The 22,743-nt window shown below is 40.6% G+C and carries 24 protein-coding genes and 1 riboswitch; of the genes, 5 read left to right on the top strand and 19 right to left on the bottom strand.

Features of this window, described 5'->3' with window-relative positions:
• Positions 1-8: 8 nt before the first annotated feature.
• On the bottom strand, positions 9-716 hold the full coding sequence (locus HQQ94_RS01735; RefSeq protein ID WP_173292812.1) for a 4'-phosphopantetheinyl transferase: 708 nt from the start codon (positions 714-716) through the stop codon (positions 9-11).
• Between the two features lie 480 nt (positions 717-1,196).
• On the bottom strand, positions 1,197-1,994 hold the full coding sequence (locus HQQ94_RS01730; RefSeq protein WP_173292811.1) for a bifunctional 2-polyprenyl-6-hydroxyphenol methylase/3-demethylubiquinol 3-O-methyltransferase UbiG: 798 nt from the start codon (positions 1,992-1,994) through the stop codon (positions 1,197-1,199).
• A 198-nt stretch (positions 1,995-2,192) separates the two neighbouring features.
• On the opposite strand from HQQ94_RS01730, the gene HQQ94_RS01725 reads away from it, so the two are divergent.
• Complete coding sequence (locus tag HQQ94_RS01725) at positions 2,193-2,948, top strand: hypothetical protein (protein WP_173292810.1); 756 nt, start codon at positions 2,193-2,195, stop codon at positions 2,946-2,948.
• 141 nt (positions 2,949-3,089) lie between these two features.
• On the opposite strand, the gene HQQ94_RS01720 is transcribed toward HQQ94_RS01725, so the two are convergent.
• On the bottom strand, positions 3,090-3,947 hold the full coding sequence (locus HQQ94_RS01720; protein WP_173292809.1) for a phosphatase PAP2 family protein: 858 nt from the start codon (positions 3,945-3,947) through the stop codon (positions 3,090-3,092).
• 708 nt (positions 3,948-4,655) lie between these two features.
• On the opposite strand from HQQ94_RS01720, the gene lpxL reads away from it, so the two are divergent.
• Entirely contained in the window at positions 4,656-5,639 is a 984-nt protein-coding gene (gene lpxL / locus HQQ94_RS01715; RefSeq protein ID WP_173292808.1) for an LpxL/LpxP family Kdo(2)-lipid IV(A) lauroyl/palmitoleoyl acyltransferase, read from the top strand.
• A 4-nt stretch (positions 5,640-5,643) separates the two neighbouring features.
• On the opposite strand, the gene HQQ94_RS01710 is transcribed toward lpxL, so the two are convergent.
• Both HQQ94_RS01710 and HQQ94_RS01705 read right to left on the bottom strand, forming a co-directional pair.
• Complete coding sequence (locus HQQ94_RS01710) at positions 5,644-5,931, bottom strand: GIY-YIG nuclease family protein (protein WP_173292807.1); 288 nt, start codon at positions 5,929-5,931, stop codon at positions 5,644-5,646.
• A 17-nt stretch (positions 5,932-5,948) separates the two neighbouring features.
• Positions 5,949-8,021, bottom strand: coding sequence for a S9 family peptidase (locus tag HQQ94_RS01705; protein WP_173292806.1), 2,073 nt, complete (start codon positions 8,019-8,021; stop codon positions 5,949-5,951).
• A gap of 536 nt (positions 8,022-8,557) precedes the next feature.
• Positions 8,558-8,796: riboswitch (FMN riboswitch) on the top strand.
• A 143-nt stretch (positions 8,797-8,939) separates the two neighbouring features.
• On the opposite strand from HQQ94_RS01705, the gene ribB reads away from it, so the two are divergent.
• The gene (ribB, locus tag HQQ94_RS01700; RefSeq protein ID WP_173292805.1) at positions 8,940-9,593 is read left to right on the top strand and encodes a 3,4-dihydroxy-2-butanone-4-phosphate synthase; all 654 of its coding nucleotides are present in this window, start codon (positions 8,940-8,942) and stop codon (positions 9,591-9,593) included.
• Positions 9,594-9,735: 142 nt separating this feature from the next.
• Here the strand turns inward: ribB and ftnA are convergent, their stop codons facing one another.
• The gene (ftnA, locus tag HQQ94_RS01695; RefSeq protein ID WP_173292804.1) at positions 9,736-10,263 is read right to left on the bottom strand and encodes a non-heme ferritin; all 528 of its coding nucleotides are present in this window, start codon (positions 10,261-10,263) and stop codon (positions 9,736-9,738) included.
• A gap of 334 nt (positions 10,264-10,597) precedes the next feature.
• On the opposite strand from ftnA, the gene moeA reads away from it, so the two are divergent.
• Both moeA and moeB read left to right on the top strand, forming a co-directional pair.
• Complete coding sequence (gene moeA / locus HQQ94_RS01690) at positions 10,598-11,842, top strand: molybdopterin molybdotransferase MoeA (protein ID WP_173296472.1); 1,245 nt, start codon at positions 10,598-10,600, stop codon at positions 11,840-11,842.
• A 21-nt stretch (positions 11,843-11,863) separates the two neighbouring features.
• A complete protein-coding gene (moeB, locus tag HQQ94_RS01685) occupies positions 11,864-12,637 on the top strand; it encodes a molybdopterin-synthase adenylyltransferase MoeB (protein WP_173292803.1) in 774 nt (257 codons plus the stop codon).
• On the opposite strand, the gene HQQ94_RS01680 is transcribed toward moeB, so the two are convergent.
• The 13 genes from HQQ94_RS01680 to modB all read right to left on the bottom strand — a co-directional run bounded on the left by HQQ94_RS01680 (position 12,634) and on the right by modB (position 22,740).
• Entirely contained in the window at positions 12,634-13,410 is a 777-nt protein-coding gene (locus tag HQQ94_RS01680) for a DNA-binding domain-containing protein (protein ID WP_173292802.1), read from the bottom strand. The two genes, moeB and HQQ94_RS01680, sit on opposite strands and share 4 nt — an antisense overlap.
• Complete coding sequence (locus tag HQQ94_RS01675; RefSeq protein ID WP_173292801.1) at positions 13,401-14,270, bottom strand: DUF692 domain-containing protein; 870 nt, start codon at positions 14,268-14,270, stop codon at positions 13,401-13,403. Before HQQ94_RS01675 ends, HQQ94_RS01680 begins: the two co-directional genes overlap by 10 nt.
• Positions 14,270-14,554: a DUF2282 domain-containing protein gene (locus tag HQQ94_RS01670; RefSeq protein WP_173292800.1), complete on the bottom strand. Its 285-nt coding sequence runs from the start codon at positions 14,552-14,554 to the stop codon at positions 14,270-14,272. The genes HQQ94_RS01675 and HQQ94_RS01670 overlap by 1 nt, the downstream gene beginning before the upstream one ends.
• Positions 14,555-14,697: 143 nt before the next feature.
• A complete protein-coding gene (gene gltS / locus HQQ94_RS01665) occupies positions 14,698-15,921 on the bottom strand; it encodes a sodium/glutamate symporter (protein WP_173292799.1) in 1,224 nt (407 codons plus the stop codon).
• 105 nt (positions 15,922-16,026) lie between these two features.
• A complete protein-coding gene (locus tag HQQ94_RS01660; protein ID WP_173292798.1) occupies positions 16,027-16,194 on the bottom strand; it encodes a DUF2986 domain-containing protein in 168 nt (55 codons plus the stop codon).
• Between the two features lie 715 nt (positions 16,195-16,909).
• Positions 16,910-17,074, bottom strand: a complete 165-nt coding sequence (locus HQQ94_RS01655) for a YqaE/Pmp3 family membrane protein (protein ID WP_173292797.1) — start codon at positions 17,072-17,074, stop codon at positions 16,910-16,912.
• A 16-nt stretch (positions 17,075-17,090) separates the two neighbouring features.
• A complete protein-coding gene (locus HQQ94_RS01650) occupies positions 17,091-17,765 on the bottom strand; it encodes a TIGR01621 family pseudouridine synthase (RefSeq protein ID WP_173292796.1) in 675 nt (224 codons plus the stop codon).
• Positions 17,766-17,773: 8 nt separating this feature from the next.
• Entirely contained in the window at positions 17,774-19,036 is a 1,263-nt protein-coding gene (locus HQQ94_RS01645; RefSeq protein WP_173296471.1) for a HAMP domain-containing sensor histidine kinase, read from the bottom strand.
• Between the two features lie 49 nt (positions 19,037-19,085).
• Positions 19,086-19,763: a response regulator transcription factor gene (locus tag HQQ94_RS01640; protein ID WP_173292795.1), complete on the bottom strand. Its 678-nt coding sequence runs from the start codon at positions 19,761-19,763 to the stop codon at positions 19,086-19,088.
• 8 nt (positions 19,764-19,771) lie between these two features.
• A complete protein-coding gene (locus tag HQQ94_RS01635; protein WP_173292794.1) occupies positions 19,772-20,308 on the bottom strand; it encodes a hypothetical protein in 537 nt (178 codons plus the stop codon).
• Positions 20,309-20,502: 194 nt separating this feature from the next.
• Entirely contained in the window at positions 20,503-20,853 is a 351-nt protein-coding gene (locus tag HQQ94_RS01630; protein WP_173292793.1) for a NirD/YgiW/YdeI family stress tolerance protein, read from the bottom strand.
• Between the two features lie 107 nt (positions 20,854-20,960).
• On the bottom strand, positions 20,961-22,079 hold the full coding sequence (locus HQQ94_RS01625; RefSeq protein WP_173292792.1) for an ABC transporter ATP-binding protein: 1,119 nt from the start codon (positions 22,077-22,079) through the stop codon (positions 20,961-20,963).
• Positions 22,060-22,740 (bottom strand): molybdate ABC transporter permease subunit, encoded by a 681-nt coding sequence (gene modB, locus HQQ94_RS01620; RefSeq protein WP_173292791.1) that lies wholly within the window; start codon positions 22,738-22,740, stop codon positions 22,060-22,062. The genes HQQ94_RS01625 and modB overlap by 20 nt, the downstream gene beginning before the upstream one ends.
• Positions 22,741-22,743: the final 3 nt, after the last annotated feature.

Below are 22,743 nucleotides of genomic sequence, written 5' to 3'. Positions count from 1 at the left end.
CGGAAAGTTCAACCACAAATCAGCGAGGTAACACAATCTTCATTGTGATCTATATAGCCATTAAAAACCTTGCCTTTGCTAAACCGAGTAGACAAGTTTTCAAGTAATCGCATGGAAACATGATTATTAGCGAGATTTATGTCGATTAATTCTGCAGCATGAAAATCAAAATATTCTCCCACACTTGGGTATAACGCCTTGAATAACGCTTCTTTCATTGAAAAGGCAATGGTTAAGCCAAGAGAAAAATCTAATCCACTATTGTGTAACAAATCGAACTCTTTATCTTGAATAATGCTTGCAGAAATGGATAAGGCTAATTCAGCTGACATCATGTCTTCAACATCCAGACCGACATACTGGTATTCATCTACCCTCGCCACTGCAGCCATAGCAATATTTCGGCTATGGGTAATTGAGCCGATAAAACCTATTGGCCACACTGGCGCTCTATTCTTGCCAATAGAGATATGAGTATTGGTGGCTGATTTTATAAGTAAGGCTTGCGCGGCACAAAACCTTCCCGCTAAGAACTCTGCTTGGCGTTTAATAACAGAGCCTGAAATTGACGCTGGGCATACTATAGCGAAATGTTCAAAGAACACTCGATGATAATGCTCCAAATTGAAAGAGTAATGCACCACACTCAGTTTGTGTAAATCAGGAAATCCGATAAGCTTTTCATTATATAAAAATGGGTTATCTTTTAATTTCAAAGAGCAAATTCCCTTATGACAACACTCATTAACCTGAACTCGGGATAACGAGTGTTAAATACGTTTGATTTTTTACTTAAAATCAACAAGTTAAACTCCACCTGGTTATTATTCATCCACCCACTTGCTTAATGCCGACATTTTTGTCGATATCAAGGCGGGATTTCGTACGTAATAGCTGGCTATTACTAGAAAGCACAACAAAGATAGGGGCCAAAATAGCGATATTAAGCGGCACTGCTTAACCCGAGCTCAGGTTAATTAAGATACAAACTCTCCCCAAAAAAACAACAGCGTTTGAAAAACCTCTTGTCCAACCAAGCGCTAATTCATGAGGCGCTATTTCAAGATGCTGGTTTCAGAGCCCCGTAGGATAGCTGGATAAAGCGGAGATGACACGACTGGCGTAAGAGACGCTGATACCAACTATCACTCTGATTATCCTAATATTAACAAGCAGGCTTTGTTATATGAACTATTTTAGCTTGAAACTTTTTTAGCAGATATTGAATAAACTAACGGCACACGCTGCGCATTATGCATTAGCACGTAACGGGCATGCTCATTACCTTGTTGATCTGTCACCATTTCTTGCTGCAAATCGGCAAATGCATCATAGGGACTAAAATCGAACTCGTTATACATCTTAATCTCGAGTCCTGCAACAATAAGCGCGTTCAATACCTCGCTGATTGGATGCGGCCAAGTGACGACCGTCTCTTTTTCTCCGGTGCAGTTTTCGGTATACGTCGCCTCTTCATCGATATCAGGCTCCGCTTGAGAAAAATAATTATAGCCACCAAATATGGCTTCTAAAGGATGAAATTCCGCCATATAAAACTCACCACCGGGCTTTAAATTATCACTGATAACGTGTGCCCAGCGGGTTAAATCCGGTAACCAGCAAATAACGCCATATGAAGTAAACACAATATCAAATTGACGATTCAACTTTTCAGTAACAGAGTAAACATCGCTGCAAATAAACTCGGCTTCAAGCTCGCTGCGCTGCGCCAAATCTTGTGCCTGTTCGATAGCCACAGAAGAAAGATCAATCCCTGTCACCTGAGCGCCTTCTCTAACCCAAGATAAGCTATCAAGTCCAAAGTGGCACTGTAGATGCAGTAAACTTTTACCTTTTACGTCAAGCTCAGCGCGCTCTATTTCCATTAATGAACAGCTTCCATCAAGAAAAGCCTCAACATCATAAAACTTCGAACCAACATGTATTTTCGTGCGTTTATCCCATGCACTTTTGTTTGTCTCTAAGTAATCCATTGCTTAAACCTATTTATTTGTTATTTTATGTCCTGTGGGGAAATCACCGACTCATTAGTCAGACCCCCAACCTCATCGCCACTTAAACTAACAGAACGAAACAAAAAATAAAATAACTCTTATAAAACATAGTAATAAAAATATAATGTCAATTTTTGACTATGTAAGAAAACTGATATTTAAAAAGGACTTAATCACATGATACTACGGCCCATTATCCTCACGAGCCTCACCGCCTTACTCTTATCTTGCTACATGATTAACGTTAACGCCGCAACCCATTCTCCCACTGAGCACAGCCATCAATCACTCACATTGGATAGTGATAGTCTTCATGCACTAATGGCAGAAACTGGAGCTGGGGCTTTAGAGATACAAGGCATTACTGGCTTATCTCACATAAAACTCGAAGCTGATATCTATACCTATGTAGGGATAGATCCTATCCTCACACTTGAGAAAAATGGCCATTCAGCGCAGTTAATCGCCAATTTTGACAAGCATAATACCCACGGGAACTCGCCTTATATCAACCTTATTGTCAAAGTGCCTGCCAATATGAACATGGATATACATGATGGTTCTGGCAAGATTAACATTCAGGGTTCGAACGCTAACATCAAGCTTAAAGATGGATCAGGTAGCATAGATATTAACGGAGGTAAAAACATCAATATTGAAGACGGATCAGGCTCCATTACACTCTCTGATGTTGATGGACAGATCATATTAAACGATGGATCAGGATCAGTAAAAATGGTACGGATTAACGGTGATGTCACCATTAATGATGGATCTGGCAGTCTCATTATTGAGGACGTTCAAGGTCTCGTCACCATAGATGACGGCTCTGGTAGTATTAGTGTGGTTAACACTAAAGGTTTAAAAATCATTGAAGCGGGTTCTGGCAACCTCACTTTTAATCATATAGATGGTAAAATAAGTATGCAATAACAACGTTGCTAAATCGTATCTCAGATCGACACACTCCAAATTTGTAGCTATTTGAACAACTAGCTACAATATTATCCCTCTACATACAGGGGCTGCGACGTAGAATATTAAAATCACAGCCCCAATTCATACCAATATGATTTAGCTCGCTAGATTTTCACTTGAAGATTTTAATGAATTTGCTTTTGGTTTGTTTCGCATCCAAAAGCGCACAATAAGCAGCCCAGACAAAAGAATAAAAACCCATCGTACAGCTTGCACCTGCCAATACTCAGGATAATTATCACCATTTTTAAACTCACTTAACACTATTACTGTAAATAACACTAAGTAGAGCTTAATTCTAATAGGATCTGACATTGCAATTAGTGGCATCATTTTTACAGCACCATAAGCACATAAAAGTCCCACAAAGGCCCCCATTACCACATCTTCAGGCCAGTGTGCCCCGACCATGATGCGAGAGCTGGCAACAACAGTGGCAACGATAACAGCGGAGCATTTTACCCAAGATTTACTCGTTGATAAAAATATAATACCGGCTAATAGAAACGAAGTAGCAGCATGGCCTGAAGGGAAGCTATGTTCATGTCTAACTTTGCCAATAACATTAAGGTAATCGAGTATTACAGCAGGTCTGGGAGCATCGAAGTATTGCTTAAGAAGTGGTACAACAATTAAACTTAACAAAGCCGCGACAACCACTCTGCCCGTTAATTTAGGACGAAAAACAAGATAACATAGCACCATTGCACCTAAGGTAACGCCATCGCCCATATTCGTCACACTAGCCTGCAACCAAGCAGGAATACTGGTACTAAAACCATTGATAGTATTGAAGATATGTAGATTTGACGCTTCGTTAATCGTTAACACATGCAGAATAAACATCATCAATAGCAGCAATTGAAATCCACTGCCTTCTAACTCACTAAGCCGAGTTATTGTGTGTGGTGGCGTTTTAAGCCTACGCGTAACGTCTTGTAATAAAAAAGCCATTGATTCTCCAAAAGTACAAGTTGCAACATATCCACTTTAGGATATACCTAGCCTTGCGTTATCAAAAATTGACATCCTTATGACTAATCGTCCTTTAACTACTCAGTGTTCTTTACCTATGGTAGAGCGGGCTCAAATTGAAAATACACTTTAGTCTAGTTATGACGTAGAACCTTGATAGCAAATCACTCTCGCCCAGATTCAATCCATACGAATTAGTCCTAAAAGCTTATATACCTTATATGACAATTTAAATCTCCTGTAGCGAATGCCAGATTAAAGGGGTGAGTGTGAAAAAAGTGTGAAAGCGGTAAATAAATTAAAAACAAGAAAGACCCAACAGAAGAATATGAGATCTTTGCCTAAAACGGAACTTTTTCCCGCTATTCTACGCTTCTTTTAAGATGATGATCTCTGCTTCTGATACCGACTCAGACACTTAAACATCACCTTTAACATGGTGACTTATCAACATAAAAAACCGTAACCCTACCGCTTATAGAAACACAGCGAAACGACACCTAAAAAGGTTTTATATTTATTTAATTATTGACGGCAAATAAATAATCTAATGATTTAATGTTAGGTTTACTAATCAAATATAAACAATGTTAAGTCATTAATATCAATTTAGCCTTTTGATGTTAAGCAGGTGCCGTGGTAATGTAAGCAGCATTACGCAACCGATCTATTAAACAACATTTTATTATGAATCCCGTACCGTACCCTTCATTCTCTATCCAATTATTAGCAATTAAATATTGGCCTATTTGGTTTGCCTTTGCGACACTTGCATTGATAGTAAATGTGCTACCTTATTTTCTATTGCGTCGACTTGGATATGCCATTGGGTTATTTGCAATGCCCCTTTTAAAATCGCGCTCTAACGTGGCAAAATGCAACTTGAAACTTTGCTTTCCTGAATATTCTGAATATCAATGCACTGCGCTGGTGAAGAAGAACTTTCAATATACAGGAATGGCACTAATTGAAACTGGAATGGCTTGGTTCTGGCCTGAATGGCGAGTACGCAGAATATCATCAGTGATTGGCAAAGAAAAACTACTTAAACAAGAGAAAAATGGTCGTGGGGTTTTGCTTTTATCTAGCCATCACCTAAATCTGGAAATGACAGCCCGTATCTTTAGTCAATTCACTAAAGGTTATGCTGTCTACCGACCAAACTCAAACCCTGTTTACGAGTTTATTCAACATCGAGGCCGTACTCGTAGTGGCCATAAAATGATTGATCGTAAAGATATAAAGTCCATGCTTAAAGTATTAAAGAAAGGTGATCTACTTTGGTATCTAGCTGACCATGACTATGGTCCAAAAAACTCTGTATTTGCTCCATTCTTTGCAGTAGCGAAAGCAGCAAGCACTACAGGCTCAAGTGTATTAATTGATGCAACACGTTGCGCTGTGATTTCTGCAGTCACTGTTGTAAAAAATAGCCACTATACATTACATATTGGAAATGACCTCAGTAAGCAGATTGAAAGACGCAATCCAGTCAGTACAGCAAGCATAGTAAATCGAGAGCTAGAAGGGATGATTAATCGCGATATCCCAGCATGGATGTGGCTACATAAACGCTTTAAAACACGTCCAGAAGGATTAGAGAATGTCTATTCTAAAAACTTAACACTTACTACATCAAGGCTTCCGGGAGATATTGCTGAGGTAGAATAAAAGGTTAACTCGGCACTTTTAGATTGATACATTTCAGAGAGCTGATTAACATCAGCTTTTTTTTCCTGCTAAAAGACTTTATTTTAATCTCACGCTTTAACGCGGCGGATCGATCCCCCACCAGCTCTTGATAAACCAGTTTAAGCGGCCCCTTACCGCGCAGAAATTTAGCCGCTTTAACACCGCCACTTTCATGCTCACTAAAACGACGCACTATATCTAATGTCACCCCAGTATAGAGGTGACCGTTAGCACATTCGATCATGTATAAGTACCATGTAGATTCACTCATATATGATCACTGCTCCATTATTTATCTAAATCTAACAGTCCGAGAAAAAAAGCGTATTCCTGCGCCGTGTCCTCATAACGGCGATAGCGGCCGCTCTTACCACCATGGCCCGCCTCCATATCAATATGAAACAAGAGTTGATGATCATCTGTTTTATAGTCACGTAACTTGGCCACCCATTTAGCAGGTTCAAAATACTGCACTTGAGAATCATGTAAACCAGTAGTCACTAATAAATGTGGATAAGCTTGCCGTTTAACTTGATCATAAGGAGAATAGCTCAGCATATAGTCAAAATACGCCTTCTTATTCGGATTTCCCCATTCATCATACTCATTTGTCGTCAAAGGTATCGACTCATCCAGCATAGTTGTCACAATATCAACAAAAGGTACATGTGCCGCAACAGCAAAATAACGTTCGGGAGCCTGATTAACCACCGCCCCCATCAAAAGCCCACCAGCACTGCCACCCGCAGCCACCACTCGTTGACTGTCTGCATAGCCTTGTTCAGTGAGTGCTTGAGTCACATCAACAAAATCATTAAAGCTATTTTGCTTATTCAACATACGACCATTGTCATACCAAGGTCGCCCTAGCATTTCACCTCCTCTCACGTGAGCAATGGCGTACACCACACCTCGATCCAGTAAGCTTAATACTGCACTGTCGAAATCAGGCTCTATAGTGTGCCCATAAGCGCCATAACCATATTGGTACAGAGGATTGGTGCCATCTTTATTAAATGTATCTTTTCGATATACCAAACTCACCGGCACCTTGGCACCATCTCTAGTACCAATAAACACGCGTTCAGTTTGATAACATTCACTATTGAAATCTCCCAGTATCTTTTCCTGCTTTAGCAAAATACGCGCTGATGCCTGAGTAAGATCATATTCATAAATAGATTCTGGGGTTGTAAGGCTGGAATAGTAGATGCGTAACTTATTGGTCTGCTGGCTCGCATTCATATCTAATCCGGCAACATAAGCGGGATCACTAAAAATGAGCTGATAAGGTTTCTGCTGACCAAACGGGCGAATTTCAATATGACTCAGTCCATTGACTCGGGTCTGGACAATCAGAAAATCCTCCAGCAATAATATATCCTCGATACGGCTATTAGGATCGGTAGCAATCACTTGTTGCCATTTGCTTTTATCTGAAAATTCACTCTCATTTACCTTCATCAAGCGAAAATTTTCAGCCAACCAGTTGGTCAAGATATAATACTCATCGCCAAGCTTAGCGACGGAATACTCATGTCCTTCTTCACGCGCTAAAAGAGGTCTAAACTTATCAAGTGGCCTATTGGCATCAAGCTCAGATATTTCGCTAGTGATTGTACTCTCATGATACAGAACAATACGCGTTTCATCTAAACTCTTACCCAGTCCGATATAATAACTATCATCGAATTCCTCATAGACCAACACATCTTGTGCTTGTTCGGTACCTAACTGGTGACGGAATACTTGATTACCCAGTAACGTTTGCGGATCTTTCTTAATATAAAAAACATATTGGTTATCGTTAGCCCACACCAGATGACCATCGGTACCCTCTAATATATCGTCAAGCAACTCACCACTTTCAATCACTTTGAAATAAATTTTGTAGATACGCCGACTTAGCAGATCTTCACCGAAAGCCAGCATAGACTCATCTGGACTTACATTTATTCCTCCGAGACCATAGAAATCTTGACCCTCGGCGCGAAGATTAACATCCAACAATATTGTCTCATCCTCACCTAATGTCAGACTTCGGGTCGCAATAGGATATTCAAACCCCTGCTGATAGCGACGACAATACCAGTGCGAATGCCACTGATAAGGCACGCTAGACTCATCCTTATCTAACCGTCCAACCAGCTCATCAAATAATGTCTGCTGCAAAGATTCATAAGGTAAAAACTGTGCTTTTTTATAAGTGTTTTCTGCTTCTAAATACTCGATAACCTTAGGTTCTTGACGCTCATCATCACGCATCCAATAGTAATTATCAGTACGTTGTAGCCCATGCATGTTCATTTCGTAGGGTATTTTGTCAGCAACAGGCGGCTGCATTGAAGTCACGGTTTTCATAGAAGTACATCCAACAGGTAAGGTTAATAGGCGTAATAGTGGTCATATACTTATAGGACTCACAACGAACTCACCTCTCATTGATCATCCTTGACAAATAAAGCGCTAGCTTAGTGAATTTAACAGCAATAGGCTTGAGTCTAAAGTCGATTATCTCCTAGGTAAAGTTAAATCATCAAGTTCTACTTCAATCAATTCAAGGGGCAAATTCCATAGAGAAGGTATTGCTAATCAAGTTACTACTGCAATTATCAATGGTGATAACCTAATTAAGTTAATGACGTTAAGCCTCGATGAAATATTTTCGGCGATGATATATAGATGCTCGTTTCAGAGTTCACATAAAATGGCTGAATAAGGCAATGATTGAGGTAATCCTTGTTCCCTTGTTGATAGCACTAACACAATGCAGTGATTCTCTGGGAACTCCAGCAAGGCCTGTCCTTTAGGTATATTCAATGAAAAAGGCTTGAATATATCATTACTCTTGTCATCCTTATTAAATTAATGCACTCTATTTGCGCTCATATCAATGAGCAAATTCTCAGGGCGGGGTGAAACTCCCCACCGGCGGTGATAGTGTTTAGGTTAACCTCAACCTTAAGCCCGCGAGCGCCCAAACGCAGCTCTTATTTCTGATGGAGCAGGCTTGGGGTCAAGCAGATCTGGTGACTTTTACTCAATAAAACACTCCAGAGCCGACGGTAATGAATAGCATTAGCCAACGAACAAATACTGGCAATCCTATACTCAGTCCGGATGAAAGAGAATATAAGAAAAATAATGCACATCACTCTTTAGTGAGGATGAGATTTATTAACCTCTTATTTGTGCGCCGCATAGCGTTACTTATGCCGCGTCATTTTCTGTACGCCCTGATTCTGGCAAACTCAATGTTGTTTATTAAGGATTTTAACCATGAATCAGTCATTACTTACCCCTTTTGGCACCCCAATTGAGCGCGTGGAAGCCGCGCTACTCTCTCTTCAACAAGGTCAAGGTGTACTTGTTGTCGATGACGAAGACAGAGAAAACGAAGGTGATTTGATCTATTGTGCAGAAACACTAACCAATGAACAAATGGCACTGTTAATTCGTGAGTGCAGTGGCATTGTCTGCCTGTGTTTAACCGACGAACGTATTAAGCAATTAGATTTGCCCCCTATGGTCGAAGATAACTCTAGCCAGTATGGCACAGCATTTACTGTCAGTATCGAAGCAAAAATAGGGGTCACTACTGGGGTTTCTGCAGCAGATCGTGTCACCACAATCAAAGCCGCTATCGCTGATAATGCTACTGCTGACGATCTCGCTCGCCCTGGACATGTTTATCCACTTCGTGCTCAGCCAGGTGGTGTATTTACTCGCAGAGGCCATACCGAAGGAACGGTTGATCTAATGAAACTCGCAGGCCTGAAACCTGCTGGCGTATTATGTGAAGTCACTATGCCTGACGGCACTATGGCGAGATTAGCAGAAATCATTGAATTCGGAAAGTTGCATAATCTACCCATACTCACCATCGAAGATATTGTCGAGTACCGTAAAGCCTTATTAGCTAAAGCAAGCTAATACTACTCATTAGCTCACTCTCTCAAAAGATGATCATTGTCAATTGATGAGTCATACTAAACAAAAAGCAGTTGCCACTGCTTTTTGTTTATTTTTTATGAATTTAAGTTAGCACTTATGCAAAAAATTAACGCGCTAAATATTACGCAACAACACTGCTCATAATACTCGACGATTCATTCACCGCCATTTTAGCCAGATCTTTATCAACAAAAAACAGTGCTTTACCGTCTTCGCCAATCAAACGGATCTTATCGACAACAGATTTAAATAACTTCTCTTCTTCGTGTTGCTCAGAAACATACCACTGTAAAAAATTAAAGGTCGAATAATCTTGATTAGTAAAAGCTGCATGAGCCAGTGCATTGATTTTACTTGTGATCATTTGCTCATGTTCATAGGTATACTCAAACAATGCCAACAAAGAAGAAAATTCAGATTGTGGCGCTTCAATAGCACCCAATAGCGGCATACCGCCTGTTTCGCTCACGTAAGTAAACAAACGATGCATATGTTGCATCTCTTCATCGGCATGGACACGCATAAATTGGGCTGCACCTTCGAACCCTTTACCTTCACACCACGCACTCATCTGCAAGTAAAGGTTAGAAGAAAAAAACTCAACATTTATTTGAGCATTTAGTTGATCAATCATTGTTTGTGCAAGCATTATTTTTCCTATCGACACATGTTTGTTTGAATAAATATTCTAGCTGGCGCATTGTCGTAAAATCAGGTTCAGAAATCAACAAAATTTACTTAAGTTATTGTTTTAAAATACAAACAATTATCATTAGTCTTCTCGTCAGCTTTACCAAACAACAGACAACATCTCTGTACTAGGTAATGACAAATCATGGCAATACAGGGAACTCATAATGTTAAATTTGAAAAAATTCATCCAAAACACCTCTGAAGATCATACCCTTCCCCCTCGAGCATGGCATAATGACCACAACGTTAACTTTCCTCTTTTCATTTCACATTATTGTAAAGGTAGCCAGATGCCCACCCAAGCCGATCCTTGCTCTCAACCCAATCTAATCCAACCAGATGAAGCCATAGCGTTACTTCTCAAACAAGTCGCCCCACCCGATGGGTCAGAAGTCGTACAACTTACTCATGCATTGGGCCGTATACTGGCTGAAGATCTGACATCGGCTATCGATTTACCACCTTTTGATAATTCTGCAATGGATGGCTACGCTTTTCGCTTCGATGATCTCTCCGTCAACAAAAGTCTGACACTAATAGGTCAATCTTTCGCAGGTCATCCATTTCAAGGTGAAATCACACCTAACACCTGCATACGTATTATGACTGGGGCACCGCTACCATTTGGTTACGATACAGTGCAGATGCAGGAAAGAGTAGACGCTAAAGAGCAAACCGTTGTCATTGAAGCGCCAAAAGCAAAAGGCGCAAACCTGCGTTACCGAGGGGAAGAAATTAAAACTGGGGGTAAGGTCTTATCTAGGGGAACCTTAATCGGCGCAGCGCAGATGGGCGTCTTAGCGACCATAGGTGTCAGCCAACTTCGCGTGATTCATCAGGTTAAAGTTGCCTTTTTCTCAACTGGAGATGAATTGCGTCCCGTCGGTAGTGAACTCTCACCTGGTCAGATATACGACTCCAACCGCTATACCATCCAAGGCCTACTGAGCAGAGCAAATATAGACTGGATCGATCTTGGTGTTATTGCTGATGATCCAGAAGCGATACGCCACGCTTTCCGTGATGCAGCCTCTCGTGCCGATATGGTACTAACATCAGGCGGTGTTTCAGTTGGAGATGCTGACTACACCAAGCAAATACTCAATGAGGAGGGCGAGATCACCTTTTGGAGGCTAGCCATCAAGCCTGGGAAACCCTTCGCCTTTGGTCATTTAGGCAAGGCGGTGTTCTGTGGACTACCGGGAAATCCAGTTTCTTCGATGGTGACCTTCTATAAACTCGTTTGGCCGCTACTGCAAAAAATGCAGGGGTTGCCACACATCCAGCCGTTACAACTAAAAGCTAAGCTAAAAGGGGATTTACGTAAGTTTCCAGGGCGTGTTGAATACCAACGGGGCATTCTAAGCCACAACGAACAAGGTGAAGCAGAAGTTAGCCTCACAGGTGGACAAGGTTCGGGAATGCTCACCTCCATGAGTTTGGCTAATTGCTTCGTTATCTTAAACCAAGAACAGGGCGACACACCTAACGGAACATTAGTGACCGTTGAACCGTTTAATTCGGTACTTTGCTGATCCATTCTGTAAGGAAAAAAGATGAACTCAAGCACGACTAACGAGGATATTTTATCCGACAGCGAGATCCTCAGATACAGCCGCCACATCTCCATCAAAGCCATGGATTTTGAAGGTCAAGAAAAGCTGAAACTTGCCAAGGTTCTCGTTGTCGGTGTCGGGGGGCTAGGATGTGCTGCAACTCAATATATGACAATGGCTGGCGTAGGAATGATGACCTTGGTCGACTTTGATACCGTTGAACTGTCTAATCTCCAGCGCCAAGTATTACATCAAGATAATAATATCGGCCAACCGAAAGTTGAATCAGCAAAGGAGAGCCTACACAAACTGAATCCACATGTTCAAATAGACATAATTAATAGTCAGCTGGACGATCATGAACTCAATCGTTTAATCGTAAACCATAGTCTCGTTATGGACTGTACCGACAACATAAAAGTTCGTGAGCAACTCAATAGAAGTTGCTTCACCCACAAAGTGCCATTGGTTTCTGCTGCTGCAATTCGTATGGAGGGCACAATAACTTCTTTCAACTACCAAGATGGTACCCCATGTTATCAATGCTTTAGCAATCTCATTGCGGAACAAAATCTCACGTGCGTCGAATCGGGAATATTATCTCCTGTGGTCGGCATGATAGGTAGCTTGCAAGCAATAGAAGCGATAAAAATCATCAGTAATATGGGCAAGCCACTCATAGGTAAGATATTGATGATTGACGCCATGACGATGGAATTTCGCGAAATGAAATTAGCCAAGCAAATACATTGTAAAGTTTGTGCTAACAACTAACTGACAGTAAAAGTAATGTCTTCACCCGTAAAACCACACACCCAGCCTGTTGTGATTACACTATTAAGCGATGCCATATCGACGCCAGACTCAGTCATCTGGCTTAAGGAATGCGACAGCATGATATCAGTAAGCACTCGGTATTCCTCAGAAGAAATACGTTCAACTTGAGGTTTGAATGGATTGCGATAAATACAAAAATGATATTCATCTTCTGGAGCAGAGATCTTAATATTGTCTTGTTCACCCTGATATTTTAACCACAATTCATAAAGAGGATATGTGGACCTCAGTAATTTGACATCAGGGCGCAGCAGCATCACAACACTCGCCTGTTGATCCTCACTAAGTAACCCAAGTTGCGATAAACTGTAGCAATCTCGTCTATCCCCGGCGTAGTAACTCAGCTGCAGCAGCCATTCTAATTGTGCAAGATCGCTTAAATATTCAAGCCCTGCAAACTCTGTATGCACTGCTATCGTATTAGCCAATAGCTCCGAAAAAAACTCCCCATACTGATTTAAATGACTCTGCTTTAAAGGGTGATGAACTTGATAATTTCGCGCCAATTGATCAAAGCATTGCTCACCTAATATCTTGTCACATATAGGATATGCTGTTCTCATGGCGGCAGTTAACGCTTGATTATTGTTATTTCGATATACCGCTAAACGATCAATCTCTCTGGCATTAACGAGTGAAAGTAATGGTGTATCGAAGCCTTTTTCACTGAGCGCGTCCACAAACGCGTTCTGCCATTCAACTAACCGCATACTAGCGCCCTTGAAACAGAAGGTGTATGTGCTCCCATTGTGGCAGATGTCAGAATATCTGCCGCTATTTTTCTCTCCTGCAACAAACGCTCTAAAGGAGGGAGATCACTATCCCATTCAATCATACTTGGGATCGCCCCATTACGACGAATGAAATGTTCAAATACTTGCCACACCTGTTTATCAACGGGATGATTATGTGCATCGAGTAAAAAGTCACCCTTATCATGAAACCCAGCAAGGTGTATCTGCTTAACCCGCTCCACTGGAATCGAGTTCATAAATGCCTGTATATCCTGTTCTAAGTTATGAGCTGTCACATGGGCATTATTAATATCGAGTAACAAATAACAATCGGCTTCCTGAGCAACAGCGGCAATAAACTCACCTTCAGTCATTTCATTGAATTGGCAACTTAAGTAAGTAGATACGTTTTCCAGCAGCATTCTTTCACCCATAAATTCTTGAACTTGGCTAATACGTTGACTTAGATGAGTCACCGCCTCTTGGGTATAAGGCAAAGGCAACAGATCGGGTACCTTTAATTCTGCATTACCAGAAAAACTAGCATGCTCAGAATACCAAAGGGCTCCCGTCTCTTTTTTCAACGCTTTAATTTGTTTCAGGTAATTAAAATCCAGAGGAGTCAGCCCCCCTAAGGAAAGGCCTACACTGTGAAACACCAAGGGATAGCGCTCACTTATCGCAAGTAACATCTTTTTATTTAGGCCCCCTTCTACCAGCCAGTTATCGACCAGCACTTCAAACCAGGGAATATCAGTGTCACCCGCCGCTAATATCTCCTGTACATGAGGGAGTCGCAGGCCAATGCCTGCGCCCACTAAACTCCCTTCTGCCATTAAGACTTCGCCGGTTTTACAGCTTTAACTTCACCACCCGCGATCTTGTCACAAGTCCCTGCTGGAACATAAACCCACTCATTGGGTAAATGACTTTCTTTGGCCTGACCAGCACAACCATGGCTTTTATCTAGCGCACCACAATCATTTGCACCCGCTTTAGCAATACCTGCACATTTTTCCCAATTAGTAGGCTGATCCGGTACCGCATTCGCCCCAACAGATAAACCTGCTGCTAAAATACCCGCTACCGTTAAACCCAATGCTTTATTTGATGATGCCATTTTATGTTTTCCTTTATAAATGAAGTATTCACTCCCTATAACGAATAGCACATATTTTTGATTGCATCAGGTTAATAAAAAAATCAAAAAAAACCAGTTGTGAAATACAACTGGTTAAATTAAATTGAAATACAATGAATTAGCTAGCCAATAAATTTCAGGTAACCTTGTAAAATAACTGCATTGGCGATATCAATAAAGAAAGCTCCGACTATTGGTACAACCATAAATGCTTGCGGCGAGGGACCCGTTCTTGATACTAATGCCCCCATATTCATCACTGCAGTCGGCGTTGCACCTAAACCGAAGCCACAATGGCCACCAGCAATCACGGCTGCATCATAATTACTGCCCATCAATTTAAAGGTAACAAAATAGGCAAATAAGGCTAATGTCATCGTTTGAACTAACAAAATGATGAGCAGAGGCAGCGCAAGATCGAATATCTCCCACAATTTAAGGTTCATCAACGCCATAGCTAAAAATAATGATAAAGACACAGTGCCCAAGACATCCACACTTTCACTTTTAATCTTATAGCCATTAGAGATTTCTGTAATATTGGTAAACACGACACCTAAAAATAAGGCATAAACAAAATCAGGCATTTTGAGCCAGCCAATATCCAGGCTTGTCACTAAATAATCGATCCATTTTGCGCCGGCAACACACAACAACAAAATAAATAACACTTCTAAAATGCTTTTAGCCGTGACCCTATCTTCCTCTAGTTGATCGTAAGTCAGCAGATCAGGATGTTCTTTATGATGATTACCACCAACACCGAATGAGGACACAAGATTATTTTTACTAATGAGTCTTTGTGCTACTGGACCACCAATAATTCCACCCATGACTAACCCAAATGTCGCAGCTGCCATAGCAAACTCTAAGGTGTTAATACCGTAGTCATCATGAAAGGTCTGTGCCCAAGCTGCTCCAGTTCCATGGCCACCTGAGAGCGTGATCGACCCAGCAATTAATCCCATAAGAGGCTTTAAACCTAAGGCTGTAGCTATGCTCACACCAACGGCATTCTGAATCACAATAAATAAGGATGCGATACCAAGAAAAACAAACACCTTAGTCCCTCCTTTGAGTAGTAATTTGTAACTAGCAGCTAAGCCCACAGTACTAAAAAACATCAACATTAATGTACTTTGCATCGATAACGTAAACTCAAGCGCTATATCATTAAAGTGTAAAACTGTAATAATAGCAGCGATGATAATGCCACCTACAATAGGCTCTGGAATATTATACTTCCTGAGAAAAGCAACATGACGATTCACTGAATGTCCGATAAATAGCACTAAAATCGCGACTAAAAAGGACTCTAACTCACCAATTAAATAAACTGTGTTCATAACATTCCTATTCGATATTCGGCTTCTTTAAGCCTACATCCAACCAAGACACATAATGAAAATAACCATTATCATCGTTATTGGACGTCTTAAATTAAAGATTGATTAACTCGAAGTCATATTTATTATTGAAGTCGCATCTTTGCTAACTTCTTCAATGCTCGCACGTTCAGCTTTAGAAAGGTATTTAGGCTTATTGCTCGAATGAAATTTAGCATTGGCTTTTTTAGCCTTACTTTTCAACGTTTCGTTGATTTTCTTTTTTCTATTCATTTTTTTTACTCACCCACATTCTAGTTTCTACTCAATCGCTCTGGATAAAGCAAAGACCGCGAATTATAACTTACCTCCCCTTAATTCAAACTTTTTATCAGCCTGATTTACACCGATTTAACACTATAAAAGCAGTATAAATAAAGAGAAGATGATTAAACCTTTAATATATTTAAGAAATACATCATGAAAAATAAATACCAATCGATATGCCATTACAGATAACAAATTACTCAACCAAAACCAAAAGAAACCAATAAAAAAACAATGACTCATTTTTATATACACTGCCCCCGTAAAAAAACCAATATTACAGATATACCTAAACGACCTCACAATGCTGAGTTCTGTCAGCCTATGCGAACGCTAAAATGAGTGTAGTGAAGTTGCTTAAGTTATGTAAGTCATCACAACTCAACTCTTGTTTATTCGACCAAGCTAACCCTCGTCTTTACAATCCTTTAATAACTATAATTATTATCATTTGTAGTTATGTTTATGAAAAACGATATGCGCACCAATGCAGTATTGCGCCATTTTGCTCTAGAACACGAAATGAATTTTAACCTTTCATGCATCGCTTTATCTATCTCAGCGGGTGTTATTTACCATGCCTTTCTAGGTCGCCTAGTTCCAGCTGTTCATCTGTCATACAAAAAACGCAGCCTTTGGGCTGCGTTGGGTCTTCTATTTCCATATTAACAACGTCGCTAAATTACTTCGTCACTACCCACAATGCATGCAGCACACCAGGAATAAAAAACAATATACATAAAATAATATTGATCAAGAGATCTTGTCCCACACCAGACTTTAAAAATACGGCCACAGGGGGTAACAAGATGGCTATCACAACGAGCAAAAGCTTATTAGTATCCATTTACTGTCTCCTTTAATTATTTCTGTTTAGGCCAATCTAAGGTCTCAGGATCGGACCATATCTGCAACTGTTTTACCGCCTCTGGCGCAGTAAAATGGGTTCCAGAAACAGGCTGGTTTATATATTGATATGCTTTACCTCGAAAAATAAAGTGTAGACTAAAGGCATGCAGGTAACCTCTATCGGACTCCTCACCACCATAGAGTTGATCACCTAAAATGGGCACACCAATACTGGCTAATGCAACCCTGAGTTGATGTGTCTTGCCACTAAGAGGTTTAAGTAGATATAACCTCAGTCCCTCTGCAATAGACTGAGAAAAGAACTGCGTTTGGGCTGGATTGACCATGGTTCGCATCAGCTTATACATGCTACGACGGGACTTAGCCATATCGCCAGTGATCGACCCCTGTTTTTTCTTCGGTTTACCTTTAGCCAAGGCGACATAGTATTTCTGTATCTTATGTTCAGTGAATAACTGGGTAAACTCGGCTGCTGCCAAACTCGATTTAGCAAACAGCAGAAGGCCTGAAGTTAACGTATCCAGCCTATGAACGGAAAAAAGTTTAATGTGCAAATCTTGCTCTAATCTTGCCATCACACCTGCACTGCCGTCTTGACTATGAAAGTGAACGTTATGAGACTTAGCTATCACGATAAAATCTGTTTCATCGGCGATTATTTGATACATATTTTATCTTAATCTCTAAAAGTGACACTGACAATTAACCCCGGTGTATTATCCATCAAAATAACCTTAGCATTATGTCGAGCAAAAATAGCTTTCACCAGTGATAACCCTAAGCCAGTGCCTTGATTGTGACGACTAGGATCTAATCTAACCAAACGATCAAACACCCGTCCCTTTTCTTCATCTGGGATCCCTGGACCATTATCTCGAATTTGAATTTCACTACCACGTTGAACAATTTCAATCTTTGCCCCTTCACCAGCGTATTTAATCGCGTTATCAATCAAATTAAACAGCGCTTGAAATAACAAATATTTATCACCAGTCATCAGCATGTCATCTGTTGTGGTTAAGCTCAGTGTTTGTTCATTACTTTCAGCCATAACCTCAGCCATTTCATAAAGATCTTCACACAAAATTTTAAGGTTAACATCTTGTAATTCTAGCGTTTGCTGACCCTCTTCGATACGGGTCAGTGATAGCATGGCATCAAATGTGGCTAAGCAATGATCGAGTTTTTCAGTCAAGATAGCGCAGGCTTCAGGTAACTCCTTAGCACTTTTTTCTGGTAACTGCTCCAAGCCGAACCTCAGATGTGATAAAGGGGTTCTTAAGTCATGGGCAATATTGTCTGTCGCGCCTCTTACGGCTAATAAATTATTTTCTAAGGTATCCAACACTTGATTAAACTTACCCGCAAGGATATCAAATTCATCCTGTCGCCAGCTAACGGGGAGTCGTGTTGAGTACTCGCCTTTCTCAATCAAACGACTCAAACGGTTATACTGAACTAAACGACGTAAAATCGCTTTAGAAAAGAGGTACCCTAAGGCAAGGGTTAGCACGATTGTTAGCATCAGAGCTGTAATAGCGGCATTCACGAAACGGTCAATCAAGGTTGCTAACTGATCAGTACGTGTCGCTATAAGTACAGGACCATAACGTGTGATCACTAAACCACCCGTTAAAATATGCAACTTATCTGGACCCGCAGTTAAAATAGGGAATTCACGAGTTTGGGGTAACATCGGCATATCATCGGGGATCAAACTTAACGCACCGACAAGATCTAACGAGCTACGCCATACCACTAATGCAGTCTTAGGATCGGCTGTTTTCACTTGCCTAGCAAAGCTTTGCTTGTCTAAAGTGAGTGCCATTTTTTGATAACGCACTTTCTCTGATGCCAAATGTTTATCGGTTTGCAGTTCCTGCTCATTCATCAGTTGGCGGTACATACCAAGTAATAAGGTGCCGATAATTAAAGTCACAAGGGATGAAAAAATAATAGTAATGTACCAGGCACTACTCTGATAAGGTTTAATTCCCTTGACGGAGACGATAACCAGCTCCTCTAACCGTTTCAATAAGCTCACCAAAACCTAGTTCTTCAAACTTGCGTCTAAGCTTCGCTATATGCACATCAATGACATTAGTGCGAGGATCAAAGTGATAGTCCCACACCGCCTCAAACAACAGCGTACGACTAATAACCTGATTTGGGTGTTCCATCAAATACTTTAATAATTGAAACTCTTTCGGTTGTAGCATTAACTCATGCCCGTCTAAGGTCACTTTACGTGTCAGAAGCTCCATCATTAAATTACCAACAGTTAAACCTGTATCTACAGGTTGAGACAAACCACGTTGCATGAGTTTTTCAGCTCTAACTAAGAGCTCAGAAAATGCGAAAGGTTTCGTCATATAATCATCACCGCCAGCTCGAAGACCTTTAACCCGCTCATCAACATGACTTAATGCTGATAAAATCAATACAGGAGTCTGACTTCCAGTCGCTCTTAATGCTGCAAGTAATTTAAGCCCATCAAGCTGAGGCAACATGCGATCCAGTAATATAAGATCATACTTCATGCTTGTCGCAAGTAGTAATCCCTGATGTCCATCACTTGCCGTTTCAATATTATGGCCCTGCTCAGTAAACCCTTTAACCACATATTCAATGGTGGTTGCATCATCTTCTACAAGTAATATTTTCATATCGTAACTTAATCCCAGGTTAACAATGGCAATGGACGTTGACTCTTAATATCAAAGGCTAATTTACGCTTGCCCATGGCGTCTATAAGCTTAATTTCCAAATAACTAATCCCAAGATCGTGATCGATTTTAGCCCCAACAATATGGCCATTACGATCTTCCATAGCTTTATCAACTAATGAATAAAAAGTCTGTTCCATCTCTTCTATTAAAATAACAGCTTTAAGGCCATACTTATCCGCCGCTTCGAGTCTTTCTACTTTTTGGTTAATCAGGCCACCATCTTTCGCTTTAAATTCAAATTCAGTGAGCGTCTCTCTTTCAGTATCAATAACACCCACTTCATAAATCAGCTCACCATTTTCGACGTCAATCTCAAAGTCACAGATCACCCCAGAGTATTCCTTTTCAACCTTAAGCATTAACGCTTGAGGAGAAAGATTCTGTTCATCTGATAATAGCTCTAACACCGACTGCTCAGCCCAAGCTGACACAGAAAAGCTGGCACTGGAAAAAAGCACTAAACTCACTAGCAAACGCGTCATGGCTCCTCCTTTAATCATTACTATGACCTTCATCTTATATCAATCAAAAAAAAACCGTTACTGTTCGAGCCATTCTGATAAGTATTTATCTCGATTTAATCACATGACTAATGATTAGAAATGTGTTCTGTTCTTTAATTTAACAAACTAGCATCAATATTTATACTCTGAAATATAGCGCGACAGGAGCCAAACTATTCTGCCACCAATTCTAAACTATTAATTTCTATTTCAATACCTTGCCACTCATCGTCAACTTCACCTTTAAGGGTAACCTTAGTGTCACTATTTACTTCAATATCCCGCCAAAGTACATTGTCAATTTCGACTTCAACTTCACCAGAACTATCACGAAAAAGGTATTTTTCATCACCTAAACTCTTAACTAAATATCCAGTTAGCTCAACAGGACTTTTATCTTTTGCTTGACTAGCCTTTTTGGCATCGTTAATTAGTGTCTCAGCATTAGGACCATTGTATGCAGCAAATGCTGGCAAGGTGAGCACACATGATAAAATAATAGAACCCGCTAATGTTTTAGACATCTGAATATTTCCTCTATTGAATGAACCTAAATGTTAAAGGAGTGACCATATTGTAGAGATGGAAACAAGATTAACCTTTGATCATCAATCGCCGGAAGTTTATAACCTCAGCTATCAAGCTGAAATTCTAAAATATGAATCAACTCAGGCTTCAAAGCCACCTCAGTGACGGCTCCAATAGCAAGGTCTAGCTTATTAAAAAAATGTAATGTCAACTCTACGTGTAACTGATGCCCACCATCTCCCACGTTGGCGATTAGCCTAACGGTTTCCCCCATCATTAACAGAGAATCTATCGTAATTTCTAGCCTATTAAATTCAAATCCTAAATGCCCTTGCTTAATAGAATTGAATCGAATTCCTTGATTTGGGATCACCCAGCGCACTTTTTCTCCTACTTGTACTTTCCCACAATATTTGCTCGCAATAAGTTGACCTCCAAATTGCAGCCAAGTGATCTGTTGCTCATGTTCTTGAGTCACAACCTCAGCATCAAAAATATTCCTTTGCCCCATCTGTTTTGCAACTGCCTCAGAATGTGGTCGATTCAAAATCTCATGAGGGATCCCTTGTTGAAGCATTTTACCTTGATTGATTAAAATCATATTATCGGCAAGCAGTAACGCTTCATGGAGATCATGAGTCACCATGATAACCGGAATCACAAGTTGTGATTTAAGACGTGCTAGCGCTAAATAAAGCCGCTCTCTCGTCTCTCCATCCACTGCTGAGAAAGGCTCATCGAGCAATAATACTGACGGTTCACGCGCAAGAGCACGTGCCAATGCAACCCTTTGTTGTTGGCCACCTGATAAATTGGCGGGGGTTCGGTCAAATAACCCATGAAGATCCACTCGCTCTAACCAGTCCTGTGCTTGAGTCATTCTTTTGGCTTTTGGGATATGGCCTAAGGCTGCAACCACATTGTTCAGCGCAGTTAAATGTGGAAATAAACCAAAATGCTGTGGTACATAACCTATATGACGCTGTTGCGGACTGAGATGAAGACGATTTTTATCGTTGAACCAATCTTTTTCTCCATAACTAATAGTACCTGATTCTGGTTGATTTAAACCTGCAATCATTCGCAGCAAAGTTGATTTTCCACCGCCTGAAGGGCCTACAACTGCAAGTAATTCACCAGCTTTGCAAAGGAATTCAACATCCAGCAGAATATGTTTATTTTGCTGAATACGACAATAAAGATCACCGACGCCTTGAGACATGTATGCCTCCCATGCGTCTAGATAAACTTGTCGCAAACGCCAACACCGTTACCGCAAAAATAAGTAACACTAAGGACATCTGGCCCGCACTGTCAAAATCAAAAGCCTGAACACTGTCGTAAATAGAAATGGCAATGGTCTTCGTCTCTCCAGCAATACTTCCTCCCATCATCAAAACAACACCAAACTCACCTAATACATGCGAAAAACACAGCACTAGAGCCGTTAGCACACCAGGCCACACCATAGGTAGCTCAATGTTAAAAAGCACCTTTATCTGGCTCATTCCACAGCAAGCAGCCGCATCGCGAACATCTTCAGGCACAGTTTCAAATGCACGTTGAATGGGCTGAATAGCGAAAGGAATATTAACCACAATTGAAGCCAGTACTAAGCCCGAAAAGTTAAACACCAATTGGTGTCCAATTAACTCCTCTAGGATCTTGCCAAGCCAAGATTGATTTCCCAACCCTACTAGCAGGTAGTAACCAATGACTGTGGGTGGCAACACGAGAGGAACCATGATCAAAGCTTCAATCCATGATTTACCTTTAAATTGATGATATGCGAGAAATCGGCTCACGATAATCGCAAAGGGAATTAAGATAAACACCGTGACACTACTGAGTTTCACCGATAATAGCAAAGCCTGCCAATCCATTAA

This window comes from Shewanella sp. VB17, from assembly GCF_013248905.1.
Classification (GTDB): Bacteria; Pseudomonadota; Gammaproteobacteria; order Enterobacterales; family Shewanellaceae; genus Shewanella.
The sequence above is the reverse complement of the archived record's forward strand: the minus strand, read 5'-3'. Positions and strand labels throughout refer to the sequence as shown.

Bases quoted from the DNA above. Each gene is read 5' to 3' on its own strand.
- HQQ94_RS01630 (WP_173292793.1), bottom strand. From the start codon at position 20,853: ATGTCTAAAACATTAGCGGGTTCTATTATTTTATCATGTGTGCTCACC.
- HQQ94_RS01655 (WP_173292797.1), bottom strand. From the start codon at position 17,074: ATGGATACTAATAAGCTTTTGCTCGTTGTGATAGCCATCTTGTTACCC.
- ribB (WP_173292805.1), top strand. From the start codon at position 8,940: ATGAATCAGTCATTACTTACCCCTTTTGGCACCCCAATTGAGCGCGTG.
- moeB (WP_173292803.1), top strand. From the start codon at position 11,864: ATGAACTCAAGCACGACTAACGAGGATATTTTATCCGACAGCGAGATC.
- HQQ94_RS01635 (WP_173292794.1), bottom strand. From the start codon at position 20,308: ATGACGCGTTTGCTAGTGAGTTTAGTGCTTTTTTCCAGTGCCAGCTTT.
- ftnA (WP_173292804.1), bottom strand. From the start codon at position 10,263: ATGCTTGCACAAACAATGATTGATCAACTAAATGCTCAAATAAATGTT.
- gltS (WP_173292799.1), bottom strand. From the start codon at position 15,921: ATGAACACAGTTTATTTAATTGGTGAGTTAGAGTCCTTTTTAGTCGCG.
- lpxL (WP_173292808.1), top strand. From the start codon at position 4,656: ATGAATCCCGTACCGTACCCTTCATTCTCTATCCAATTATTAGCAATT.
- HQQ94_RS01710 (WP_173292807.1), bottom strand. From the start codon at position 5,931: ATGAGTGAATCTACATGGTACTTATACATGATCGAATGTGCTAACGGT.
- modB (WP_173292791.1), bottom strand. From the start codon at position 22,740: ATGGATTGGCAGGCTTTGCTATTATCGGTGAAACTCAGTAGTGTCACG.
- HQQ94_RS01720 (WP_173292809.1), bottom strand. From the start codon at position 3,947: ATGGCTTTTTTATTACAAGACGTTACGCGTAGGCTTAAAACGCCACCA.
- HQQ94_RS01650 (WP_173292796.1), bottom strand. From the start codon at position 17,765: ATGTATCAAATAATCGCCGATGAAACAGATTTTATCGTGATAGCTAAG.
- HQQ94_RS01640 (WP_173292795.1), bottom strand. From the start codon at position 19,763: ATGAAAATATTACTTGTAGAAGATGATGCAACCACCATTGAATATGTG.
- moeA (WP_173296472.1), top strand. From the start codon at position 10,598: ATGCCCACCCAAGCCGATCCTTGCTCTCAACCCAATCTAATCCAACCA.
- HQQ94_RS01675 (WP_173292801.1), bottom strand. From the start codon at position 14,270: ATGGCAGAAGGGAGTTTAGTGGGCGCAGGCATTGGCCTGCGACTCCCT.
- HQQ94_RS01705 (WP_173292806.1), bottom strand. From the start codon at position 8,021: ATGAAAACCGTGACTTCAATGCAGCCGCCTGTTGCTGACAAAATACCC.
- HQQ94_RS01680 (WP_173292802.1), bottom strand. From the start codon at position 13,410: ATGCGGTTAGTTGAATGGCAGAACGCGTTTGTGGACGCGCTCAGTGAA.
- HQQ94_RS01725 (WP_173292810.1), top strand. From the start codon at position 2,193: ATGATACTACGGCCCATTATCCTCACGAGCCTCACCGCCTTACTCTTA.
- HQQ94_RS01730 (WP_173292811.1), bottom strand. From the start codon at position 1,994: ATGGATTACTTAGAGACAAACAAAAGTGCATGGGATAAACGCACGAAA.
- HQQ94_RS01625 (WP_173292792.1), bottom strand. From the start codon at position 22,079: ATGTCTCAAGGCGTCGGTGATCTTTATTGTCGTATTCAGCAAAATAAA.
- HQQ94_RS01660 (WP_173292798.1), bottom strand. From the start codon at position 16,194: ATGAATAGAAAAAAGAAAATCAACGAAACGTTGAAAAGTAAGGCTAAA.
- HQQ94_RS01670 (WP_173292800.1), bottom strand. From the start codon at position 14,554: ATGGCATCATCAAATAAAGCATTGGGTTTAACGGTAGCGGGTATTTTA.